Annotated in this window: 16 protein-coding genes; 6 read left to right on the top strand and 10 right to left on the bottom strand. The window is 65.6% G+C overall.

The window, feature by feature from the left end:
- Window positions 1–87: 87 nt before the first annotated feature.
- Window positions 88–1038 (bottom strand): alpha/beta hydrolase, encoded by a 951-nt coding sequence (locus VKI00_RS22460; RefSeq protein WP_324441377.1) that lies wholly within the window; start codon window positions 1036–1038, stop codon window positions 88–90.
- A 278-nt stretch (window positions 1039–1316) separates the two neighbouring features.
- Here VKI00_RS22460 and VKI00_RS22455 point away from each other — a divergent pair, with 278 nt between their 5' ends.
- Window positions 1317–1787 carry a nuclear transport factor 2 family protein gene (locus VKI00_RS22455; RefSeq protein WP_324441375.1) on the top strand — a complete coding sequence of 157 codons (471 nt, stop codon included), beginning with the start codon at window positions 1317–1319 and terminating at the stop codon, window positions 1785–1787.
- Between the two features lie 11 nt (window positions 1788–1798).
- Here the strand turns inward: VKI00_RS22455 and VKI00_RS22450 are convergent, their stop codons facing one another.
- A complete protein-coding gene (locus VKI00_RS22450; protein ID WP_324441373.1) occupies window positions 1799–2722 on the bottom strand; it encodes an NmrA family NAD(P)-binding protein in 924 nt (307 codons plus the stop codon).
- A gap of 136 nt (window positions 2723–2858) precedes the next feature.
- Here VKI00_RS22450 and VKI00_RS22445 point away from each other — a divergent pair, with 136 nt between their 5' ends.
- Window positions 2859–3458 carry a helix-turn-helix domain-containing protein gene (locus VKI00_RS22445; RefSeq protein WP_324441371.1) on the top strand — a complete coding sequence of 200 codons (600 nt, stop codon included), beginning with the start codon at window positions 2859–2861 and terminating at the stop codon, window positions 3456–3458.
- Here VKI00_RS22445 and VKI00_RS22440 read toward each other — a convergent pair.
- Together VKI00_RS22440 and VKI00_RS22435 are read right to left on the bottom strand one after the other, a co-directional pair.
- Window positions 3433–4353, bottom strand: a complete 921-nt coding sequence (locus tag VKI00_RS22440; RefSeq protein WP_324441369.1) for a cation diffusion facilitator family transporter — start codon at window positions 4351–4353, stop codon at window positions 3433–3435. The two genes, VKI00_RS22445 and VKI00_RS22440, sit on opposite strands and share 26 nt — an antisense overlap.
- A gap of 49 nt (window positions 4354–4402) precedes the next feature.
- Complete coding sequence (locus tag VKI00_RS22435; protein ID WP_324441367.1) at window positions 4403–4996, bottom strand: cytochrome P450; 594 nt, start codon at window positions 4994–4996, stop codon at window positions 4403–4405.
- A gap of 77 nt (window positions 4997–5073) precedes the next feature.
- Here VKI00_RS22435 and VKI00_RS22430 point away from each other — a divergent pair, with 77 nt between their 5' ends.
- Window positions 5074–5562, top strand: coding sequence for a VOC family protein (locus VKI00_RS22430; RefSeq protein WP_324441365.1), 489 nt, complete (start codon window positions 5074–5076; stop codon window positions 5560–5562).
- Here VKI00_RS22430 and VKI00_RS22425 read toward each other — a convergent pair.
- Both VKI00_RS22425 and VKI00_RS22420 read right to left on the bottom strand, forming a co-directional pair.
- On the bottom strand, window positions 5549–5827 hold the full coding sequence (locus VKI00_RS22425; RefSeq protein WP_324441363.1) for a GlsB/YeaQ/YmgE family stress response membrane protein: 279 nt from the start codon (window positions 5825–5827) through the stop codon (window positions 5549–5551). The two genes, VKI00_RS22430 and VKI00_RS22425, sit on opposite strands and share 14 nt — an antisense overlap.
- 106 nt (window positions 5828–5933) lie before the next feature.
- A complete protein-coding gene (locus VKI00_RS22420; RefSeq protein ID WP_324441361.1) occupies window positions 5934–6107 on the bottom strand; it encodes a CsbD family protein in 174 nt (57 codons plus the stop codon).
- Between the two features lie 97 nt (window positions 6108–6204).
- Here VKI00_RS22420 and VKI00_RS22415 point away from each other — a divergent pair, with 97 nt between their 5' ends.
- Complete coding sequence (locus tag VKI00_RS22415) at window positions 6205–7143, top strand: D-2-hydroxyacid dehydrogenase family protein (protein ID WP_414687264.1); 939 nt, start codon at window positions 6205–6207, stop codon at window positions 7141–7143.
- Here the strand turns inward: VKI00_RS22415 and VKI00_RS22410 are convergent.
- The 4 genes from VKI00_RS22410 to VKI00_RS22395 form a co-directional block, all read right to left on the bottom strand.
- The gene (locus VKI00_RS22410) at window positions 7121–8182 is read right to left on the bottom strand and encodes a phosphatase PAP2 family protein (protein ID WP_324441357.1); all 1062 of its coding nucleotides are present in this window, start codon (window positions 8180–8182) and stop codon (window positions 7121–7123) included. The genes VKI00_RS22415 and VKI00_RS22410 overlap by 23 nt on opposite strands.
- A gap of 219 nt (window positions 8183–8401) precedes the next feature.
- Window positions 8402–8614, bottom strand: coding sequence for a YbdD/YjiX family protein (locus VKI00_RS22405; RefSeq protein WP_324441355.1), 213 nt, complete (start codon window positions 8612–8614; stop codon window positions 8402–8404).
- Window positions 8581–10821, bottom strand: a complete 2241-nt coding sequence (locus VKI00_RS22400; RefSeq protein WP_414687262.1) for a carbon starvation CstA family protein — start codon at window positions 10819–10821, stop codon at window positions 8581–8583. Before VKI00_RS22400 ends, VKI00_RS22405 begins: the two co-directional genes overlap by 34 nt.
- A gap of 86 nt (window positions 10822–10907) precedes the next feature.
- Window positions 10908–12446 (bottom strand): ATP-dependent DNA ligase, encoded by a 1539-nt coding sequence (locus tag VKI00_RS22395; protein WP_324441353.1) that lies wholly within the window; start codon window positions 12444–12446, stop codon window positions 10908–10910.
- A 101-nt stretch (window positions 12447–12547) separates the two neighbouring features.
- Here VKI00_RS22395 and VKI00_RS22390 point away from each other — a divergent pair, with 101 nt between their 5' ends.
- Both VKI00_RS22390 and VKI00_RS22385 read left to right on the top strand, forming a co-directional pair.
- Window positions 12548–13306, top strand: coding sequence for an SDR family NAD(P)-dependent oxidoreductase (locus VKI00_RS22390; RefSeq protein ID WP_324441351.1), 759 nt, complete (start codon window positions 12548–12550; stop codon window positions 13304–13306).
- 101 nt (window positions 13307–13407) lie between these two features.
- On the top strand, window positions 13408–15338 hold a 1931-nt coding region (locus VKI00_RS22385), incomplete at its 3' end, for an acyl-CoA dehydrogenase (RefSeq protein ID WP_324441349.1).

Genomic DNA, 15338 nt, shown 5'->3' with positions numbered 1-15338 from the left:
GCCGACGGGATCCGCAGCCTGTGCGAATCGAACCGTAACATTCAATTACATGACATATCAAGTTATTCCCAAACCACGATGTCAGGACTAGAGGCGTTTCAGTCGGCGTAGGCGATGTGCCATGACGCGTTGGGTCGCTGCCGCATCCGGGGCGGCCATTTCGAAGCCATGGGGGAGGCCCGGAACGACGTGCAGTTCGGTGGGAATCCCAGCGGCCATGAGTCGGCGTGCGTACTCGATGTTCTCGTCGCGCAAGATGTCGAGATCGCCGACATCGACGTAGGTCTCAGGAAGGCCGGAAAGATCGGTCGCTCGCGCGGGCGCCGCGTACGGGGACACGTCGTCGCCGCGCCACGCCGCACCGAGCAGCGCGCCCCAGCCGGTCTGATTGTCGTCGTAGCCGAAGACGAGATATTCCGGCGGCAACTGCGGATCGGGCCCGACGGTTCGGTCGTCGAGCATCGCATAAATCAGCAACTGCTGCGCCAGGGCGGGACCGCCTCGATCACGGGCCATCAACGCAACGCCGGCCGCGAGTCCACCGCCGGCGCTTTCCCCCATCACCGCAATACGTTTCGGGTCCACGTCGAGTTCGCTGGCGCTGTTGGCGAGCCAGCACAGCGCTGCGTAGCAGTCGTCAACGGGAGTGGGATGAGGGTGCTCGGGCGCGACCCGGTAGTCGACCAACAGCATTGGCACACCGCTGCGTTTGGTGTACTCGCGCATCATGTCGTCGTAAATGGGTAATAGCGGCACGATGAAGCCGCCACCGTGCAAGTACAGAACCGCGCTTCCAGGCGGATCGACCGTCGTGTTCGTGTACCAAGACACCCTTAACTCGGCGCCGTCGCCCGCCGCGATCACGACGTCGGTGCGATCGATTCCCGACATGGGCTGGCGCGACGCCGCGACTGCAGCCATTCCCGCGGTGAGGTTCTTGCGGCGACTTTCGACATCGCCGACAGGCGGGCCCGGCTCTCCGATTGGGCCCGATCTGCGCAACCTGGCGAAAACCTCAGGATCCATCCGCAGCGGCATCGGTGACGCCTAGCCGTTATGTTCGTTCAACGCGGCGGATCAGTCAGCACGGTGTAGAGCTCAGCGATGGTGTCGACGATGACGTGCCTCCTGACGAGTCTGTCGCGTACGGTCACAATAATCCATGTGAATGACATGTCGATTGTTCCCTGCTTTATGACTGTCGATATTGGGGCTAGGCCGAACAACTTTACTGCTGATCCACTATGAGCAGGCGCATGAAATATCACGTACACTGCGCTCGATGCCGCCCGCAGGCCGAACGACAAGGAGTCAACATGGCGGGAAGCGCGGTCGACACGGTGACCGAACTGCTGCAGAATCTCGGCAATCCCGAGGTCGTTCGGCGCCTCGTCGCCGCCGACGCCGTCTACGTCTCGCTAAACCAAGACAACCCCGAGCTCAAGCAGATCCTGCCGTGGACGGGCACCCACCACGGTCCCTCGTCGTTCACCGATGCGCTCGGCATGATGTTCACCTGGTGGGCCAATGAACTCTTCGAGGCGACAGACATAGTCGGCGACGACGACCGAGCAGCGGTATTCGGCACCTTCCGGTACCGCTCACACACCCTCGACAAGGTAGTAACGTCACCGTTCGCGATTCTCGTCCGCGTCTCCGGCGGTTTGATTACCTACCTTCAATTCATGGAAGACACGTACGCCACCGCGGCAAGCTTCCGCTCCGCTGGATCATGGACCATCCACGGCGACCCCGCTGGCCGGCCGATAGAGGTTCCTAGCAGCTGACCAAAATTGTGTTACGCAGCGGATAGTCGCGCGTCAGTGATCCCGTAGGGCCCGTCGGTGTCGAACGTGGCCCGGGTGGCGGCGACGTGCTCTTCAACGGTCATTGGCTTGGATCCGCCGATCACCTCGACGAGGTTGTTCATGCCGGAGAAGACGCCGTCGCGGTAGTCCTGTGTCACGTTGCTGAGGTGCTGCACGATGTGGGGAGCCCCGCCCGCGGCCGTCAGTCCCGCAGCGAACGTCGGGATCTCGATCGGCTGGTAGCGGACCGAAATGCCCAGCACGTCGCCAATTTTCGCGGCGATGGAGTGCCAATCGAGCTCGTCGGCACCGAACAGCGGATAGATCTGACGGTCGTGCGGATCGGGGTTTTGCAGAATCGCCGCAATGACTTTGGCTTGATCCGCCGCGGCGATGGGGGCGTGGCGGACATCGGCGAGGGGCAGCCGATAGAGGCCTTCGTCGCCGTCGCGGACCCAGAACGCGTTCAGCCATTCCATGAAGAAGGTGGGTCGCAGATGTGTGGTGACAAGCGCCGTGCGATCCAGTAGCCGCTCGGCGATCCAATGTTGCCGGGCGGCATTGCTTTTGGCTTCGCGGCGCGCCGAGATTTGCGACATGTTGACGACCGCGTGCACACCGGCCTCACTGGCCGCCTGCGCGAAGTTTGCTGTGGCCTCAATCAACCCCGGGGTGATCGGGTAGTTGAAGTAGGCCGCGGTCACCCCGGCCATTGCGGCGCTAACGGATGGAAAATCCAGCAGATCGCCCTGAACGACTTCGGCGCCCTGTTCGGCTAGCCGCTCGGCGCGGTCGTCCAGGGTGTGCGCCAATGCGCGGACGCTACGCCCATGTTCACGCAACAGGCGGACGGTGTGGGCTCCGGTCTTGCCGGTAGCCCCGGTGATCAGAAATAAGTCGTTCGTGGTGGTCATCGTTGTCGCCCTTCGCGGTCGCAGGTGTTCAGTGCTGACCTCCCGGGCAACGCAGGGAAACTGATCGGTATTCCGAGAAAAGCTGGAAAAGCGAATATTTAGTAGTAATAAAACTGATCGGTATACTGGCGGCATTATGGACGATCAGCAGACCATTCCGGCGGTGAGCAGCGCCAACGCGCGAGAACGGATCCTGTCCGTCGCCGGATCGCTTTTCTACTGCGAAGGCATTCACGCGACGGGGGTGGAACGCATCGCAGAAGAGGCACACGCGTCAAAGCGCACGATGTACCAGCACTTCCCGAGCAAGACGCAGCTGGTGCAGGAGTACCTGCGCCGCATCCACGACACCGGAGGGATGCCCAACGAGAAGGCCCTCGACAGGGTCGGGGCAAGCCCGCGCAACCGCCTCTTAGCGATCTTCGACAGCCCGCCAACCAATCGTTTCCGTGGCTGCCCTTTCCACAACGCGGCCGTCGAGGCGGCTGACCACATGCCCGGTGTTCACGAGGTGGTTCACGAACACAAGCTGCAATTCATTACCCGGCTCACCGAGGTGGCGGCGGAAGCCGACGCGAAAGACCCGTACCAGTTGGGCCATCACATGGCAGTGCTGTTCGAGGGCGCCACGGCGCTGGCCACCTCACTCAACGACACCGCTCCGCTACTTCATGCGCGATCCGCGGCGGAGATCCTGATCGACGCGGCCGTCAGGCGGCGCGCGCCGTCCAGGTGAAGCTGTGCATATCGGGAATCTTTGCCGTCAGCGCGGACGCTACGGCGCGACCGATCTGATCGGCCGCGGCGAGCCGAATCTCGGGGTCGAGGAAACCTTCCACCTCGACGCGCAGGGTCCGCCCGGTCCAGCGGGCCCGAGCATGCGCATGCTGGACACCGGGCACCGCGCTGGCGGTGGTTTCGGCGGTCGTGATGATCTCCGGGTCGACGCCGTCGAGCAGCCGGTGACCGATATCAGCGGTCACCTCCCAGCCGACGTGGCAGATGAATCCGGTGACGACGATGCCCGCGACCGCGTCAGCCCAGGCCCAGCCAAGCGCCACGCCGATCAGCCCGAGCATCGCCCCGGCCGACGACAACGCATCCAGCCACGAGTGCTTGGCGTCGGCCACCATAGTCGCCGAGCGGATCCGTCGGCCCACCGTCAGTTTGTAGCGCGCGACGAGCTGATTGCCTGCGATGCCCACCGCCGCGGCGGCGATGCCCCAGCCCACGTGAGTCGTACCGCCGTGCCGAAGCAGCTTGTTGACGCTTTCAAAACCCGCGACCAGAGCGCTGCCCCAAATCACCAGTGCCACACCGATTCCGGCGAGGTCTTCGGCGCGTTCGTAGCCGTAGGGATAACGCTCGGTGGGCAGCCGGCGCGACGCCCGGAATCCGACGAACACCAGGGCGCTGGTCGAGACATCCGACAAGTTGTGCAGCGCATCGCCCAGCAGCGCTACCGACCCCGATACCAGCGCGATCGCCAGCTCGACGAGTCCGGTCAGTGCCAGCCCGACGGCGCTGACCGCGACGGCGCGGTTGGCCTGCCGACGTTCGCCCGCATCGTCGAAGGCAGTGTCGAGTGGAAAACTTGTCGCGGGGTCACGGACTCCATTGATCAGATGCATACCGCCAAGGATGCCCGCCGGCGGCGCAATAACAAAGAGGGCGCGGCCCTCACCATCGCACCGGCAGCCGCGGCAGCCCTCGCGTCATGAACGCGCTCCTGAACCGCAACTCGTCGCGGGGGACACCCAGTGACAGAGCGGGAAAGCGTGCCAGCAGCGCGGGAAGGGCGATGCCGGCCTCCAGCCGGCCCAGCGCCGCGCCCACGCAGAAATGCGGACCGTAGCCGAATGAGACGTGATCGAGATCGGTGCGCGCGATCTCGAACCCGTCCGGGTCGGCGAAGACCGCCGGGTCGCGGTTGGCCGCCGAAATAAGCGGTAGCACAGGGTCACCCGAAGGGATCGCCACACCGGCGATCTCGACATCCTCGGTGGGAAAACGCCAGACCACCGAGGTCGACGGGCTGTCGTAACGCAGCATCTCCTCCAGTGCCGACCCGATGAGGTCGGGCTGACGGCGCAGCTTTGGCTTCAACCGTTCGTATTCGTCGTGCGCCATTCGGTGGTCACATGGGTATCGCTCACGCCAGGTCTCGATGTGGTTGCCGTCCTGATCGAGCAGGACCGGATCGTCGTCGTCCTCATCGTCGACGGTGTATCCGTGTTCGGGCCTCGAAAGGGTTTCCAAATCTATTTCAGGCATAATCCGCCGAGCCTTCCTTTGGGTCGAAGTTGATTGCGCTTGACCTCAAGTTCGGTTGAGGTCATAGCGTCAGCGCCATGACACAACAACCGCCCGCCGGATCGGCGACCGGCTGGCCTGAAGATTTGGCCTTGATCGGTGCGATCCGATTCGCTCGCCGCTCGGCACATTTCGAGTCAACCGTGCAGTTTTACCGCGACGTCGTCGGACTGCCGCTGTGTGCCACGTTCGGGGATAGCTATGGCAGCACCGGCGCAATATTCGGGCTGCCCGGATCCGCGTTGACGTTCGAGATCGTCAAGGCCGATGAGCCCGTCGCTGTCGACGCCCACGAACAACTGTGCCTGTACTTCCCCGATGCGACGGCACAACAGCAAGCGGCGGCAAGGCTTTCCGACGCGGGCATACCACCCGTCGAGTCCCATCCGTATTGGGCGGCGACCGGAGCGGTTACCTACCGCGATCCGGACGGCCGCGAAGTCGTGTTCGCGCCGTTCATCTTCGGGGCCAACAAACCCGCCGAAAGTAACGCCTCGGGCGAGCATTGGAGTATCACCGGGTTGTAGTGCCGCGCCGGCCGGTGATGCCCACGTAAATCGCGATGAGAACGACCGCGGCGATAATGCCGACGAGAAAGGCGGTGAGTTCGAATTTGCCTTGATTGGCCGTGGATATCAGCCGGTAGGTGACCCACGATCCGATGAACGACCCGATCGCGCCGAGCAGGATCGTCATGATGACGCCGATGTTCTGTCGGCCGGGCAGAATCAGCCGGGCCAGCGCACCGACAATGAGCCCGACAAAGATCGCACCGACAATTGTTCCGATCATTCGGATCGGTTACCCATTGCCGCCGATTGCACGCACGGTCTAGACAGCGGAAGGCCACCGGGGCTCCGCCCACCGGTGGCCGTCCTCTGTGCTGGCTTGTTGTGGCTTACTTCTTGAAGGCGTCCTTGACCTTCTCGCCCGCGTCCTTCAGGCTGGACTTCGCCTGGTCAAGCTTTCCCTCGGTCTTGGTGTGGTCGTCACCGGTGGCTTTGCCGACGGCCTCTTTGGCCTTGCCTGCGGCGTCGTCGATTTTGTTGCTCACCTTGTCGTGGGTTCCCATGCGTTCCAACTCCCTCTTCATGTTTTTGTTTCTGCTTCGCGCGGTGGTGACTACCCGGCCCGAGAGCCGGTCAAACCAGATGTGGGACATTGACACGATGCGGATCGCGATCCTCGACGACTACCAGAATGTCGCGTTGAGCATGGCCGACTGGTCGGAAGTGGCGGCGCACGCAGACATCTCCGTCTTCACCGATCACCTCGCCGATCAGGACGCCGTCGTGCAGCGGCTGGCGCCGTTCGACGTCGTGTGCGTGATGCGCGAGCGAACACCGTTGCCGCGTAACGTGATCGAGCAACTGCCACGGCTGAAGATGATCGCCTCGACCGGGCCGTTCAACGCTTCCATCGACGTCGCGGCCGCCAAGGAACGCGGCATCTACGTCAGCACAACCGGCGGCTACGTCGAGTCGACGGTCGAACTGACCTGGGCGCTGATCCTTGCCACCGCCCGCCGGATCGTCGACGAATCCCTATCGGTGCGCGACGGTGGATGGCAGACGACGGTGGGGCATCAGCTGGGTGGCTCGGTGCTGGGAGTGCTGGGCCTCGGGCGAATCGGCAGCCGGGTGGCGCGGGTCGGGACGGCGTTCGGCATGGACGTCATCGCGTGGAGCACCAACTTGACTCCGGAGGCCGCCGAACAATCCGGGGCGACTTATGTGTCGAAAGACGAGTTGTTCAGCCGAGCCGACGTCCTGACCATCCATCTGGTGCTCAGCGAGCGCACCCGCGGTCTGGTCGGCGCGGCAGAATTGGGACTGATGAAACCGACGGCGTTGCTAGTCAACACATCCCGCGGCCCGATCGTCGACGAGACAGCTCTCATCGACGCGCTGCGGTCGGGCCGGCTTGGCGGCGCAGGTCTGGACGTGTTCGACACCGAGCCGTTGCCGATCGCGCACCCGCTGCGTTCGCTGGACACCGTGGTCGCCACCCCGCACATCGGCTATGTCGCCGACCGCGTCTACCGCGTCTTCTATGGCGAGGCCGCCGCCAAGATCGCCCGCTGGCTTAGCGGAAGCAGCGACCGCTGACTTCGGTACGCCTGGACCACCACCTGTCAAACAGAGCGAGCACCAGTGGCACCATCGCGGCGAGTGCCCAGCCCAGCAGGATGTCGACCACGTAGTGCTCGGCGGAGTACACCAGCACGAAGGCCATCGCCAGCGGGTAAGCCACCAGCAGCGGACGCCACCCCGCCCTGACCCGGCGCCATAGGAAGACCGAGATCATCGCGGTCAAAGCGGCATGCAGGGAGGGAATCGCTGCGACCAGATTTACGCTGGCCTGTCCGGAGTTGACCAGTGCTCCGGCCGACTGCAGGTGCAGCGTTCCCCAGCCGCGCGTGGAGATGCGCTCGATGAAGTGGTGTGCACCCGGCTGGCTTCTGTGCATGCTGCCCAGCAGCCCGCCGTGCGGGACACCTGCGGCGCTTCTGAACATGCAGCGTGGGTTGGACGGCCCGCCGGCGACGTTGGCGGGGGTGCAGCGAGCGGCTGCCCACGGCGGCGCGGCGGGCAGGACAACGTAGACGACCAGCGCGGCGAACGACAGCAGGACGAACCGCCGGACAAACGCCGCCCAGTCGCTGCGGTTGTGCAGCCAGAGCACTCCGGCGACGACGTAGGGCAGGACGAAAAACGACATGTAGATGCCGCTGATGATCACCTCCCACCACGGCGGTTGCGGCATCTTGATGCGCTCCTGCAACCACACGGTCGGGACAGTGCCGAAGAACAACCATCGGTCTGCCTGAGCCTGGAAATGCCAAAGGGTAGGCGCTCCGATCAGCGTTGCCGCCCCTCGGCTGAGGTCGTACACCAGCAACACAAGCGCGAACGGGAGCCAGTCGCACACGACGGCGAACACCTTGTGGCCCCAACCGATGCTGGCGGCAATGAGCCCGGTGGCGATGTAGACCAGCAGCAGTTCGCGGTTGAATGCGAGCCCGTCGGTCAGGGTTCGGTAGGCCACGACAAGGACCCAAACGGTGATCGCCGCCCGCCGGGTCAGCGTCAGCCGATACTGCCGCGTTGTCGCAGCGTAAGCCCGTTCGGCGGCCCCGACCGGCACCGGAGCACGATGCGGCCGCCGAAGCGGTGCTGGCTGCCGTTCGCGCGCCAACACCTGAACTTTTCGGCCGGTCGTGACTGACACCAAAGCGGACTCCCGTCGACGACAAGATGCATTCCCCCGTACATCTTGCCGTAACCTTCGTTCGCCGAGGTTTAACCTTCGCAAAGACGCGCGCTGTCATCGCACGTCGAGGGCACTTTTTTGTCGGCAGGGGTGTCAGCAGCACCGCGCGCCGGGCTCGGCGCGGTATCGCTCCCGCCAGTAGTCCCGTTCGGACAGCACCGGTTCGCCCGGGTGCGTGCGTCGGCGGTAGTCGAGGTAGCGGCGGTAGTGGGTGTCGCCCATCACGGTGCCCCAGTACCAGGAGATTGCGCGGGCGATGCGGCGCAACCGGCTTACCCCGACGGAGTCACGGGCAGCGCGTCCCATTGCCGTTGCACCTCCCGCTCGGCCACAGTCGGGATCATGCCGGAGGGCGCGAACATCCTTGACGGCACTGGGTCGTCTTCGGTCAGCGGTGAGCCGTGGCCGCGAATTGTCTTGAGCGTCACGATAATCGCGGCAGCAAGCACGATGATCACGACGGTGGCAAAGATGATCGACAGCGTGCCCTGGATAAAGGTGTTTCTGATGACGTCGTTCAGCTGGTCGGGCGTCTTCGCCGAGCCGAACGCTGTCTTACCCGCCGCCTTGGCAGCGGCGTAGCGGGAATGCTGAGTCCAGTAGCCCAGGTTGGGATCTGACGAAAAGATCTTCTGCCACGACGCCGTCAACGTGACGGCGAGCCCCCATACCAGCGGAATGCCCGGTATCCACGCCCATTTCAGCAGACCCTTTTTGATGACGACGACGGTGATCACCGTCAGTGCCATTCCGGCCAGCAGCTGGTTGGCGATACCGAACAGCGGGAACAGCGAGTTGATGCCGCCGAGCGGGTCGGTCGTGCCGATCAGCAGCATGCTGCCCCACGCCGCGGCGACAGCCAGGCTGCAGCCCCACGCGCCCGGCCGCCAGCTCGGGTTGCGGAGTTTGGCCAGCGGACCGCCCAGATTGCCCAGCCCGTCGGAGAGCATGAAACGCGCGACCCGGGTGCCGGCATCGACGGTGGTGAGGATGAACAAGGCCTCGAACATGATCGCGAAGTGGTACCAGAATGCCTTGAGGCCCGTCCCGCCGAACACTTGGTGGAGCACCTGCGACATCCCGAACGCCAGCGTTGGGGCGCCGCCGGTGCGTGACACGATCGAGTGCTCGCCGACGCCGGCGGCGGCGGCGCGGATCTGTTCGTCGGTGACCGGCGCACCCGACAAGCCCAAGCCGTTGACGTAGTGCGCGGCCGTGGCGGCCGTCGGGCCGGTCTGGGCGGCCGGCGCGTTGAGGGCGAAGTACAGGTGCTGGTTGAGGATCGACGCGGTGATCAATGCCATGACAGCAACGAACGATTCGGTGAGCATGCCGCCGTAGCCGATCAGCCGCATCTGGCTTTCCTTTTCGAGCAGCTTCGGTGTGGTCCCGGATGAGATCAACGCATGGAATCCGGACAGCGCGCCGCACGCGATGGTGATGAACAGGAACGGGAACAGCGAGCCGGCGAACACCGGGCCGTTGCCGCGGTGGGCGAAGCTCGAAATCGCCGGCGCCTGCATGCTTGGGTGGGCGATCAGGATGCCGACGGCGAGCAGGATGATGGTGCCGACCTTCATGAACGTCGACAGGTAGTCGCGCGGTGCAAGCAGCAACCACACCGGCAGCACCGACGCCACGAACCCGTAGACGATGACGAGCCACGACAAGGTAACCGGCGACAGGTTGAACCACGCTGCGCCCCAACGGGTTTCGGAAACCCAGTTTCCGCCGGCCACCGCGAGGAGCAGCAGCACGCATCCGATCAGCGACACCTCGGATATCCGTCCGGGGCGGATAAAGCGCAGATAGCAGCCCATGAAGATGGCGATCGGGATCGTCATCGCGATCGAGAACACACCCCACGGGCTTTGCTGCAGCGCCCGCACCACCACCAGCGCCAGCACCGCGATGATGATCACCATGATGATGAAGACTCCGACGAGAGCGGCCGCCCCGCCGACGGCGCCCAGCTCGTCCCGGGCGATCTGGCCGAGGGTACGGCCGCGTCGCCGGGTGGAGATCCACAACACCAAGTAGTCCTGCACACAGCCACCGAGCACCGCACCGAACACGATCCAGATCGCGCTGGGCAGGTAGCCCATCTGGGTGGCCAGTACCGGGCCGACCAACGGGCCTGCCCCAGCGATGGCGGCGAAGTGATGACCGAAGAGCACCCGCCGGTCGGTGGGCACATAGTCAGTGCCGTTTTCGAAGATCTCCGCCGGGGTGGCCTGGTCGTCGCGCGGCTGGACGATTTTTGTCTCGATCAGCCGCGCGTAGAACCGGTACCCGATGACGTAAGTGCAGATCGCCGCGACGACAAACCAGACCGCGTTGACCGTCTCGCCGCGGACGAAGGCGATGACCGCCCAGGCGACCGCACCGAGCAGAGCGATCACCGCGAAGATGATCTTGTGCCTGGTGCGGATCGGCGAGCGGTCGATGACCGCGACCGGCGGCAGGTCGTCATCGGTGTGGACGTAGCTGACGTGCCCGTTGTGCCCTTCCACGGCCGGGACCCTACGCGCCTGTGGATGTGCCGACGCATCCAATCCGCGTGCCACGTCGTGACGTTCACAATCGCGCAACCACTAGTTCAGCTTTGGTGCAGGGCACGCACGGTGTCGATGCTGTCGGCCTGGTCGGGGCCCTTGTCGTCGCGGTAGCGCAGCACCCGGGCGAAGCGCAGCGCTAGGCCCCCGGGGTAGCGCGAGGACTGCTGCACGCCGTCGAACGCCACCTCAACCACCTGCTCGGGTCGGAGCTGCACAACATAGGAAGCGTCGGTCGGACCGACGGCCAGTTCGGTGAATCGCGCGGTCTGCCAGTCCAGCATCGCGTCGGTCATTCCTTTGAAAGTTTTGCCCAACATGATGAAGCCGCCGGTGGCCGGGTCGCGGGCGCCCAGGTGGATATTGGACAGCTTCCCGCGGCGCCGGCCCGAGCCCCACTCGACGGCCAGGACCACCAGGTCCAGGGTGTGCACGGGTTTGACCTTGAGCCAGCCGGCCCCGCGACGGCCCGCCTCGTAGCGGGCGGTCAACGACTTGGCCATCACACCCTCGTGCCCCGCGTCCAGCGTCGCCTGCAGGAAGTCCGCGGCGACGCCCGGATCCGAGGTGACCAGCCGATCGACCCGGTTCTGCTTGGACGCGATCCGGTCGAGCACCGCCATCCGCTCGCTGGTCGCCGCGTCGAGGAGGTCGACGCCGTCGCAGTGCAGGATGTCGAAGAAGAACACCGACAGCGGCTGGGTCGCGCGGGCGGCCGGGACATCGACGGATCGGCCGAACCGTGACCCGGTGACCTGGAAGGGCTGCGGCCGGCCGTCCGGGCGTAACGCGATCGCCTCCCCGTCGGCGATCAAGTCGGTCACAGGCAATGCCAGCGTCGCCTCGACCACCTCGGGCACCCGGGCGGTGACGTCGTCGAGGCTTCGGGTGTACACCGTCACCTGGTCGCCCGCCCGGTGCACCTGCACCCGGGCGCCGTCCAGCTTTGCCTCGAAAGCCGCTGTGCCGTTCAGCTTTTCGAGCGCTTCGGTCACGCTTGCCGCGGTCTGCGCCAGCATCGGGCCGACCGGTCGGCCGACGCGCAGGGTGAACGCGTCCAGCGCCACCGTCCCACCGGTCAGGCCCGCGGCGGCGACCGCGGGCAGGTCTCCGCCCAGCATCGCCGCACGCCGTACGACGGCGGCGGGGATCTGCGCGGCGGCGGCGACCGCGTCGGCCATCACGCCGGCCAGCGCGCCCTGGCGTAGCTCACCGGTCAGCAGCCGCCGCAGAAACGTCTGCTCGACTTCTATTGCGGCCGCGAACAATCCGGCAACCAGCTCGGCGCGCCGCGCTTGCGAGCCCTTGCCCGAGACGGCGCCGATCGTCGAGAAGGTGGCGTCGACGCCGACGACGGTCAATCTGGGCTGCGCCGCGGCGGGTGGCAACGACCGTAAAGCCGCCCAGCCAACACCGATCTGGCGTTGCGGCAGCTCCCCGGAAAGCCACGACACGATGATCGCGACCAGCGCGGGATCGGACTTGGCCCGGCTTAGCAGGTCGGCGATCCGCGCGATCTTGGCCAGCCGCGAAGCGGAGCCGCCCACCTCGGCCGAGGCCCTCGCCACGTCGATCAGCAGCACAGCCCACCTTTACACGCCTGGCCGACAACGTCACGCGCGGCCGCGATAACGTGCAGGGCAACGCCGGGTAATCGGATCGGCGATCAAACACGGAGGTTTGAATGGAGATCAACGGCAAGAAGGTGGTTGTCATCGGCGGCGCATCCGGTATGGGCCGCGCCAGCGCCGAGCTGTTGGCCGCCCGCGGGGCGAGCGTCGCGGTGCTGGACCGCGAGGGTTCGGACGGCAAGGACGTCGCGGCCGGCATCGGTGGCGACTTCTACCCGGTAGACGTCACCGACTTCACCGGTACCGAGGAGACCCTGAAGACCGCGGTCGACAAACTCGGTGGACTGCACGTCACGGTGACCACGGCCGGTGGTGGCATCGCCAAACGGACCATGTCGAAGTCCGGTCCGCACGATCTCGAGTCCTTCCAGTCGGTGATCGATCTCAACCTCATCGCCTCGTTCAACATCAGCCGGCTCGCGGCTAGCTACATGAGCCAGAACGAGCCGGAGGACGAGGAGCGCGGCGTCATCATCAACACCGCGTCGATCGCCGCGTTCGAGGGCCAGATCGGTCAGGTCGCCTACACCGCCGCCAAAGCCGGCATCGCCGGCATGTGCCTGACCATGGCGCGCGACCTCGGATCGTTGGGTATCCGCGTGTTGGCCATCGCGCCAAGCCTGTTCGCGACCGGGCTGACCAAGGGTATTCCGGACGAATACGCCACGGCTCTGACCAAAGACGCGGCGTTCCCGAAGCGGCTGGGCCGCCCAGAGGAATACGCCAAGCTGGTCGCCGCCATCGTGGACAACCCGATGCTGAACGGCCAGTGCCTGCGACTGGACGCCGGACAGCGGTTCGCGCCCAAGTGACGCGATAGCCGTCGTCTGCGCCAACCACCCGGTTGGGAGGCAGCCGCATTTGAGTACACTCTTTCCCACCGGCCTACGGCGTCCAAGAGGAAGGCCCTCGAATGGGTATCGCACTGACTGATGACCATCGCGAGCTCGCCGAGGTCGCCCGCGGCTTCCTGACTTCGCAGAAGGCACGGGCGGCGGCGAGGTCGCTGCTCGACGCGCCGGAGGAGGCCCGACCTCCGTTCTGGCAGGGCATCGTCGAACTGGGCTGGCTCGGCCTGCACATCGACGAGGAACACGGCGGCTCGGGCTACGGGCTGCCCGAGCTCGTCGTCGTCATCGACGAACTGGGTCGTGCGGTGGCGCCGGGGCCGTTCGTGCCGACCGTCATCGCGTCGGCGGTGATCGCCAAAGACGGTACCGCCGAACAGAAGTCGCGGCTGCTCCCGGGGCTGATCGACGGAACCGTTGTCGCGGGCATCGGCCTGGACGGCCGGGTGGGGCTCAACGATGGCGTGGCCGACGGCGAGGCCGGTCTCGTTTTCGGTGCGGGCCTGGGCGACCTGCTGTTGATCGCGGCGGGTGACGACGTGCTGGTGGTGGAACGCGACCGCGCCGGTGTGTCGGTCGAGGTCCCGGAGAATTTGGATCCGACCCGGCGTTCGGGACGGGTCCGACTGCAGAACGTGCATATCACCGCCGACGACATTCTGCCGGGAGCGCGGGAATCGGCACTGGCCCGCGCCCGAACGCTGCTGGCCGCCGAAGCGGTCGGTGGGGCCGCCGATTGCGTCGACGCCGCCGTTGACTACGCCAAAGTGCGCCAGCAGTTCGGCCGCACCATCGCCACGTTCCAGGCCGTCAAGCATCATTGCGCGAACATGACGGTCGGCGCCGAGTCGGCGATCGCGGCGGTGTGGGACGCCTCCCGCGCGGCAGTGGAGGACTTATCAGAGGACGAAGCCCAGTTCCGGCTGGCGGCCGCTTCGGCGGCGGCGCTGGCATTCCCGGCGTACGCGCGCAATGCCGAACTGAACATCCAGGTGCACGGCGGTATCGGTTTCACCTGGGAGCACGACGCGCATTTCCACCTGCGCCGCGCGCTGGTGACCACGGCGCTGTTCGGTGGTGACGCGCCGGCCCGCGACGTGTTCGAGCGCACCGCCGCCGGTGCCGCTCGGGAGAACAGCCTCGACCTGCCGCCAGAGGCCGAAGAGCTGCGCGCCAGGATTCACGCCGACGCCGCCGAGATCGCCGCGCTGGACAAGCAGGCGCAGCGCGACAAACTGATCGAGACCGGCTATGTGATGCCGCACTGGCCCAAGCCGTGGGGCCTGGCCGCCGACGCGGTGGAGCAGTTGGTCATCGAGGAAGAGTTCCGTGCCGCCGGCATCAAACGCCCGGACTACGGAATCACCAGCTGGGTGATCCTGACCTTGATCCAACACGGAACACCTTGGCAGATAGAACGATTCGTCGAGAAAGCACTCCGCAAAGACGAGGTTTGGTGCCAGCTGTTCTCCGAGCCGGACGCCGGCTCGGACGCGGCGTCCATCAAGACCCGGGCCACCCGGGTGGACGGCGGCTGGAAGATCAACGGGCAGAAGGTGTGGACCAGTGGGGCGCACTACTGCGCACGCGGCCTGGCCACGGTGCGTACCGACCCGGAGGCGCCCAAGCACGCCGGCATCACCACGGTGATCGTCGACATGAAGGCCCCCGAGGTCGAGGTGCGGCCACTGCGACAGATCACCGGTGGCTCGGATTTCAACGAGGTGTTCTTCAACGACTTGTTCGGGCCCGACGAGGACGTGGTTGGCGAGCCCAACACCGGCTGGACGGTCGCAAGGGCAACGCTGGGCAACGAGCGGGTCAGCATCGGCGGCAGCGGGTCGTTCTACGAGGGGTTGGCGACGCAGCTGGTTCAGCTGGTCGGGGACCACCCGGATCGGTTGGCGGGCGGGCGAATTCGGGTCGGGTCATACCTTGCCGAGGAGAATGCCCTGCGCTTGCTGAATCTGCGCCGAATCGCACGCAGCGTCGAAGG

Origin of the sequence: Mycobacterium sp. (genome assembly GCF_035314665.1) — a bacterium.
Taxonomy (GTDB): domain Bacteria; phylum Actinomycetota; class Actinomycetes; order Mycobacteriales; family Mycobacteriaceae; genus Mycobacterium.
This window is presented reverse-complemented; position numbering and strand designations above follow the sequence as displayed.

What these genes read in the sequence shown, in the direction of transcription:
- VKI00_RS22440 (WP_324441369.1), bottom strand. Translation starts at nt 4,353, where the DNA reads ATGCATCTGATCAATGGAGTCCGTGACCCCGCGACAAGTTTTCCACTC.
- VKI00_RS22450 (WP_324441373.1), bottom strand. Translation starts at nt 2,722, where the DNA reads ATGACCACCACGAACGACTTATTTCTGATCACCGGGGCTACCGGCAAG.
- VKI00_RS22435 (WP_324441367.1), bottom strand. Translation starts at nt 4,996, where the DNA reads ATGCCTGAAATAGATTTGGAAACCCTTTCGAGGCCCGAACACGGATAC.
- VKI00_RS22460 (WP_324441377.1), bottom strand. Translation starts at nt 1,038, where the DNA reads ATGCCGCTGCGGATGGATCCTGAGGTTTTCGCCAGGTTGCGCAGATCG.
- VKI00_RS22415 (WP_414687264.1), top strand. Translation starts at nt 6,205, where the DNA reads ATGCGGATCGCGATCCTCGACGACTACCAGAATGTCGCGTTGAGCATG.
- VKI00_RS22390 (WP_324441351.1), top strand. Translation starts at nt 12,548, where the DNA reads ATGGAGATCAACGGCAAGAAGGTGGTTGTCATCGGCGGCGCATCCGGT.
- VKI00_RS22420 (WP_324441361.1), bottom strand. Translation starts at nt 6,107, where the DNA reads ATGGGAACCCACGACAAGGTGAGCAACAAAATCGACGACGCCGCAGGC.
- VKI00_RS22445 (WP_324441371.1), top strand. Translation starts at nt 2,859, where the DNA reads ATGGACGATCAGCAGACCATTCCGGCGGTGAGCAGCGCCAACGCGCGA.
- VKI00_RS22405 (WP_324441355.1), bottom strand. Translation starts at nt 8,614, where the DNA reads ATGGGACGCGCTGCCCGTGACTCCGTCGGGGTAAGCCGGTTGCGCCGC.
- VKI00_RS22430 (WP_324441365.1), top strand. Translation starts at nt 5,074, where the DNA reads ATGACACAACAACCGCCCGCCGGATCGGCGACCGGCTGGCCTGAAGAT.
- VKI00_RS22455 (WP_324441375.1), top strand. Translation starts at nt 1,317, where the DNA reads ATGGCGGGAAGCGCGGTCGACACGGTGACCGAACTGCTGCAGAATCTC.
- VKI00_RS22425 (WP_324441363.1), bottom strand. Translation starts at nt 5,827, where the DNA reads ATGATCGGAACAATTGTCGGTGCGATCTTTGTCGGGCTCATTGTCGGT.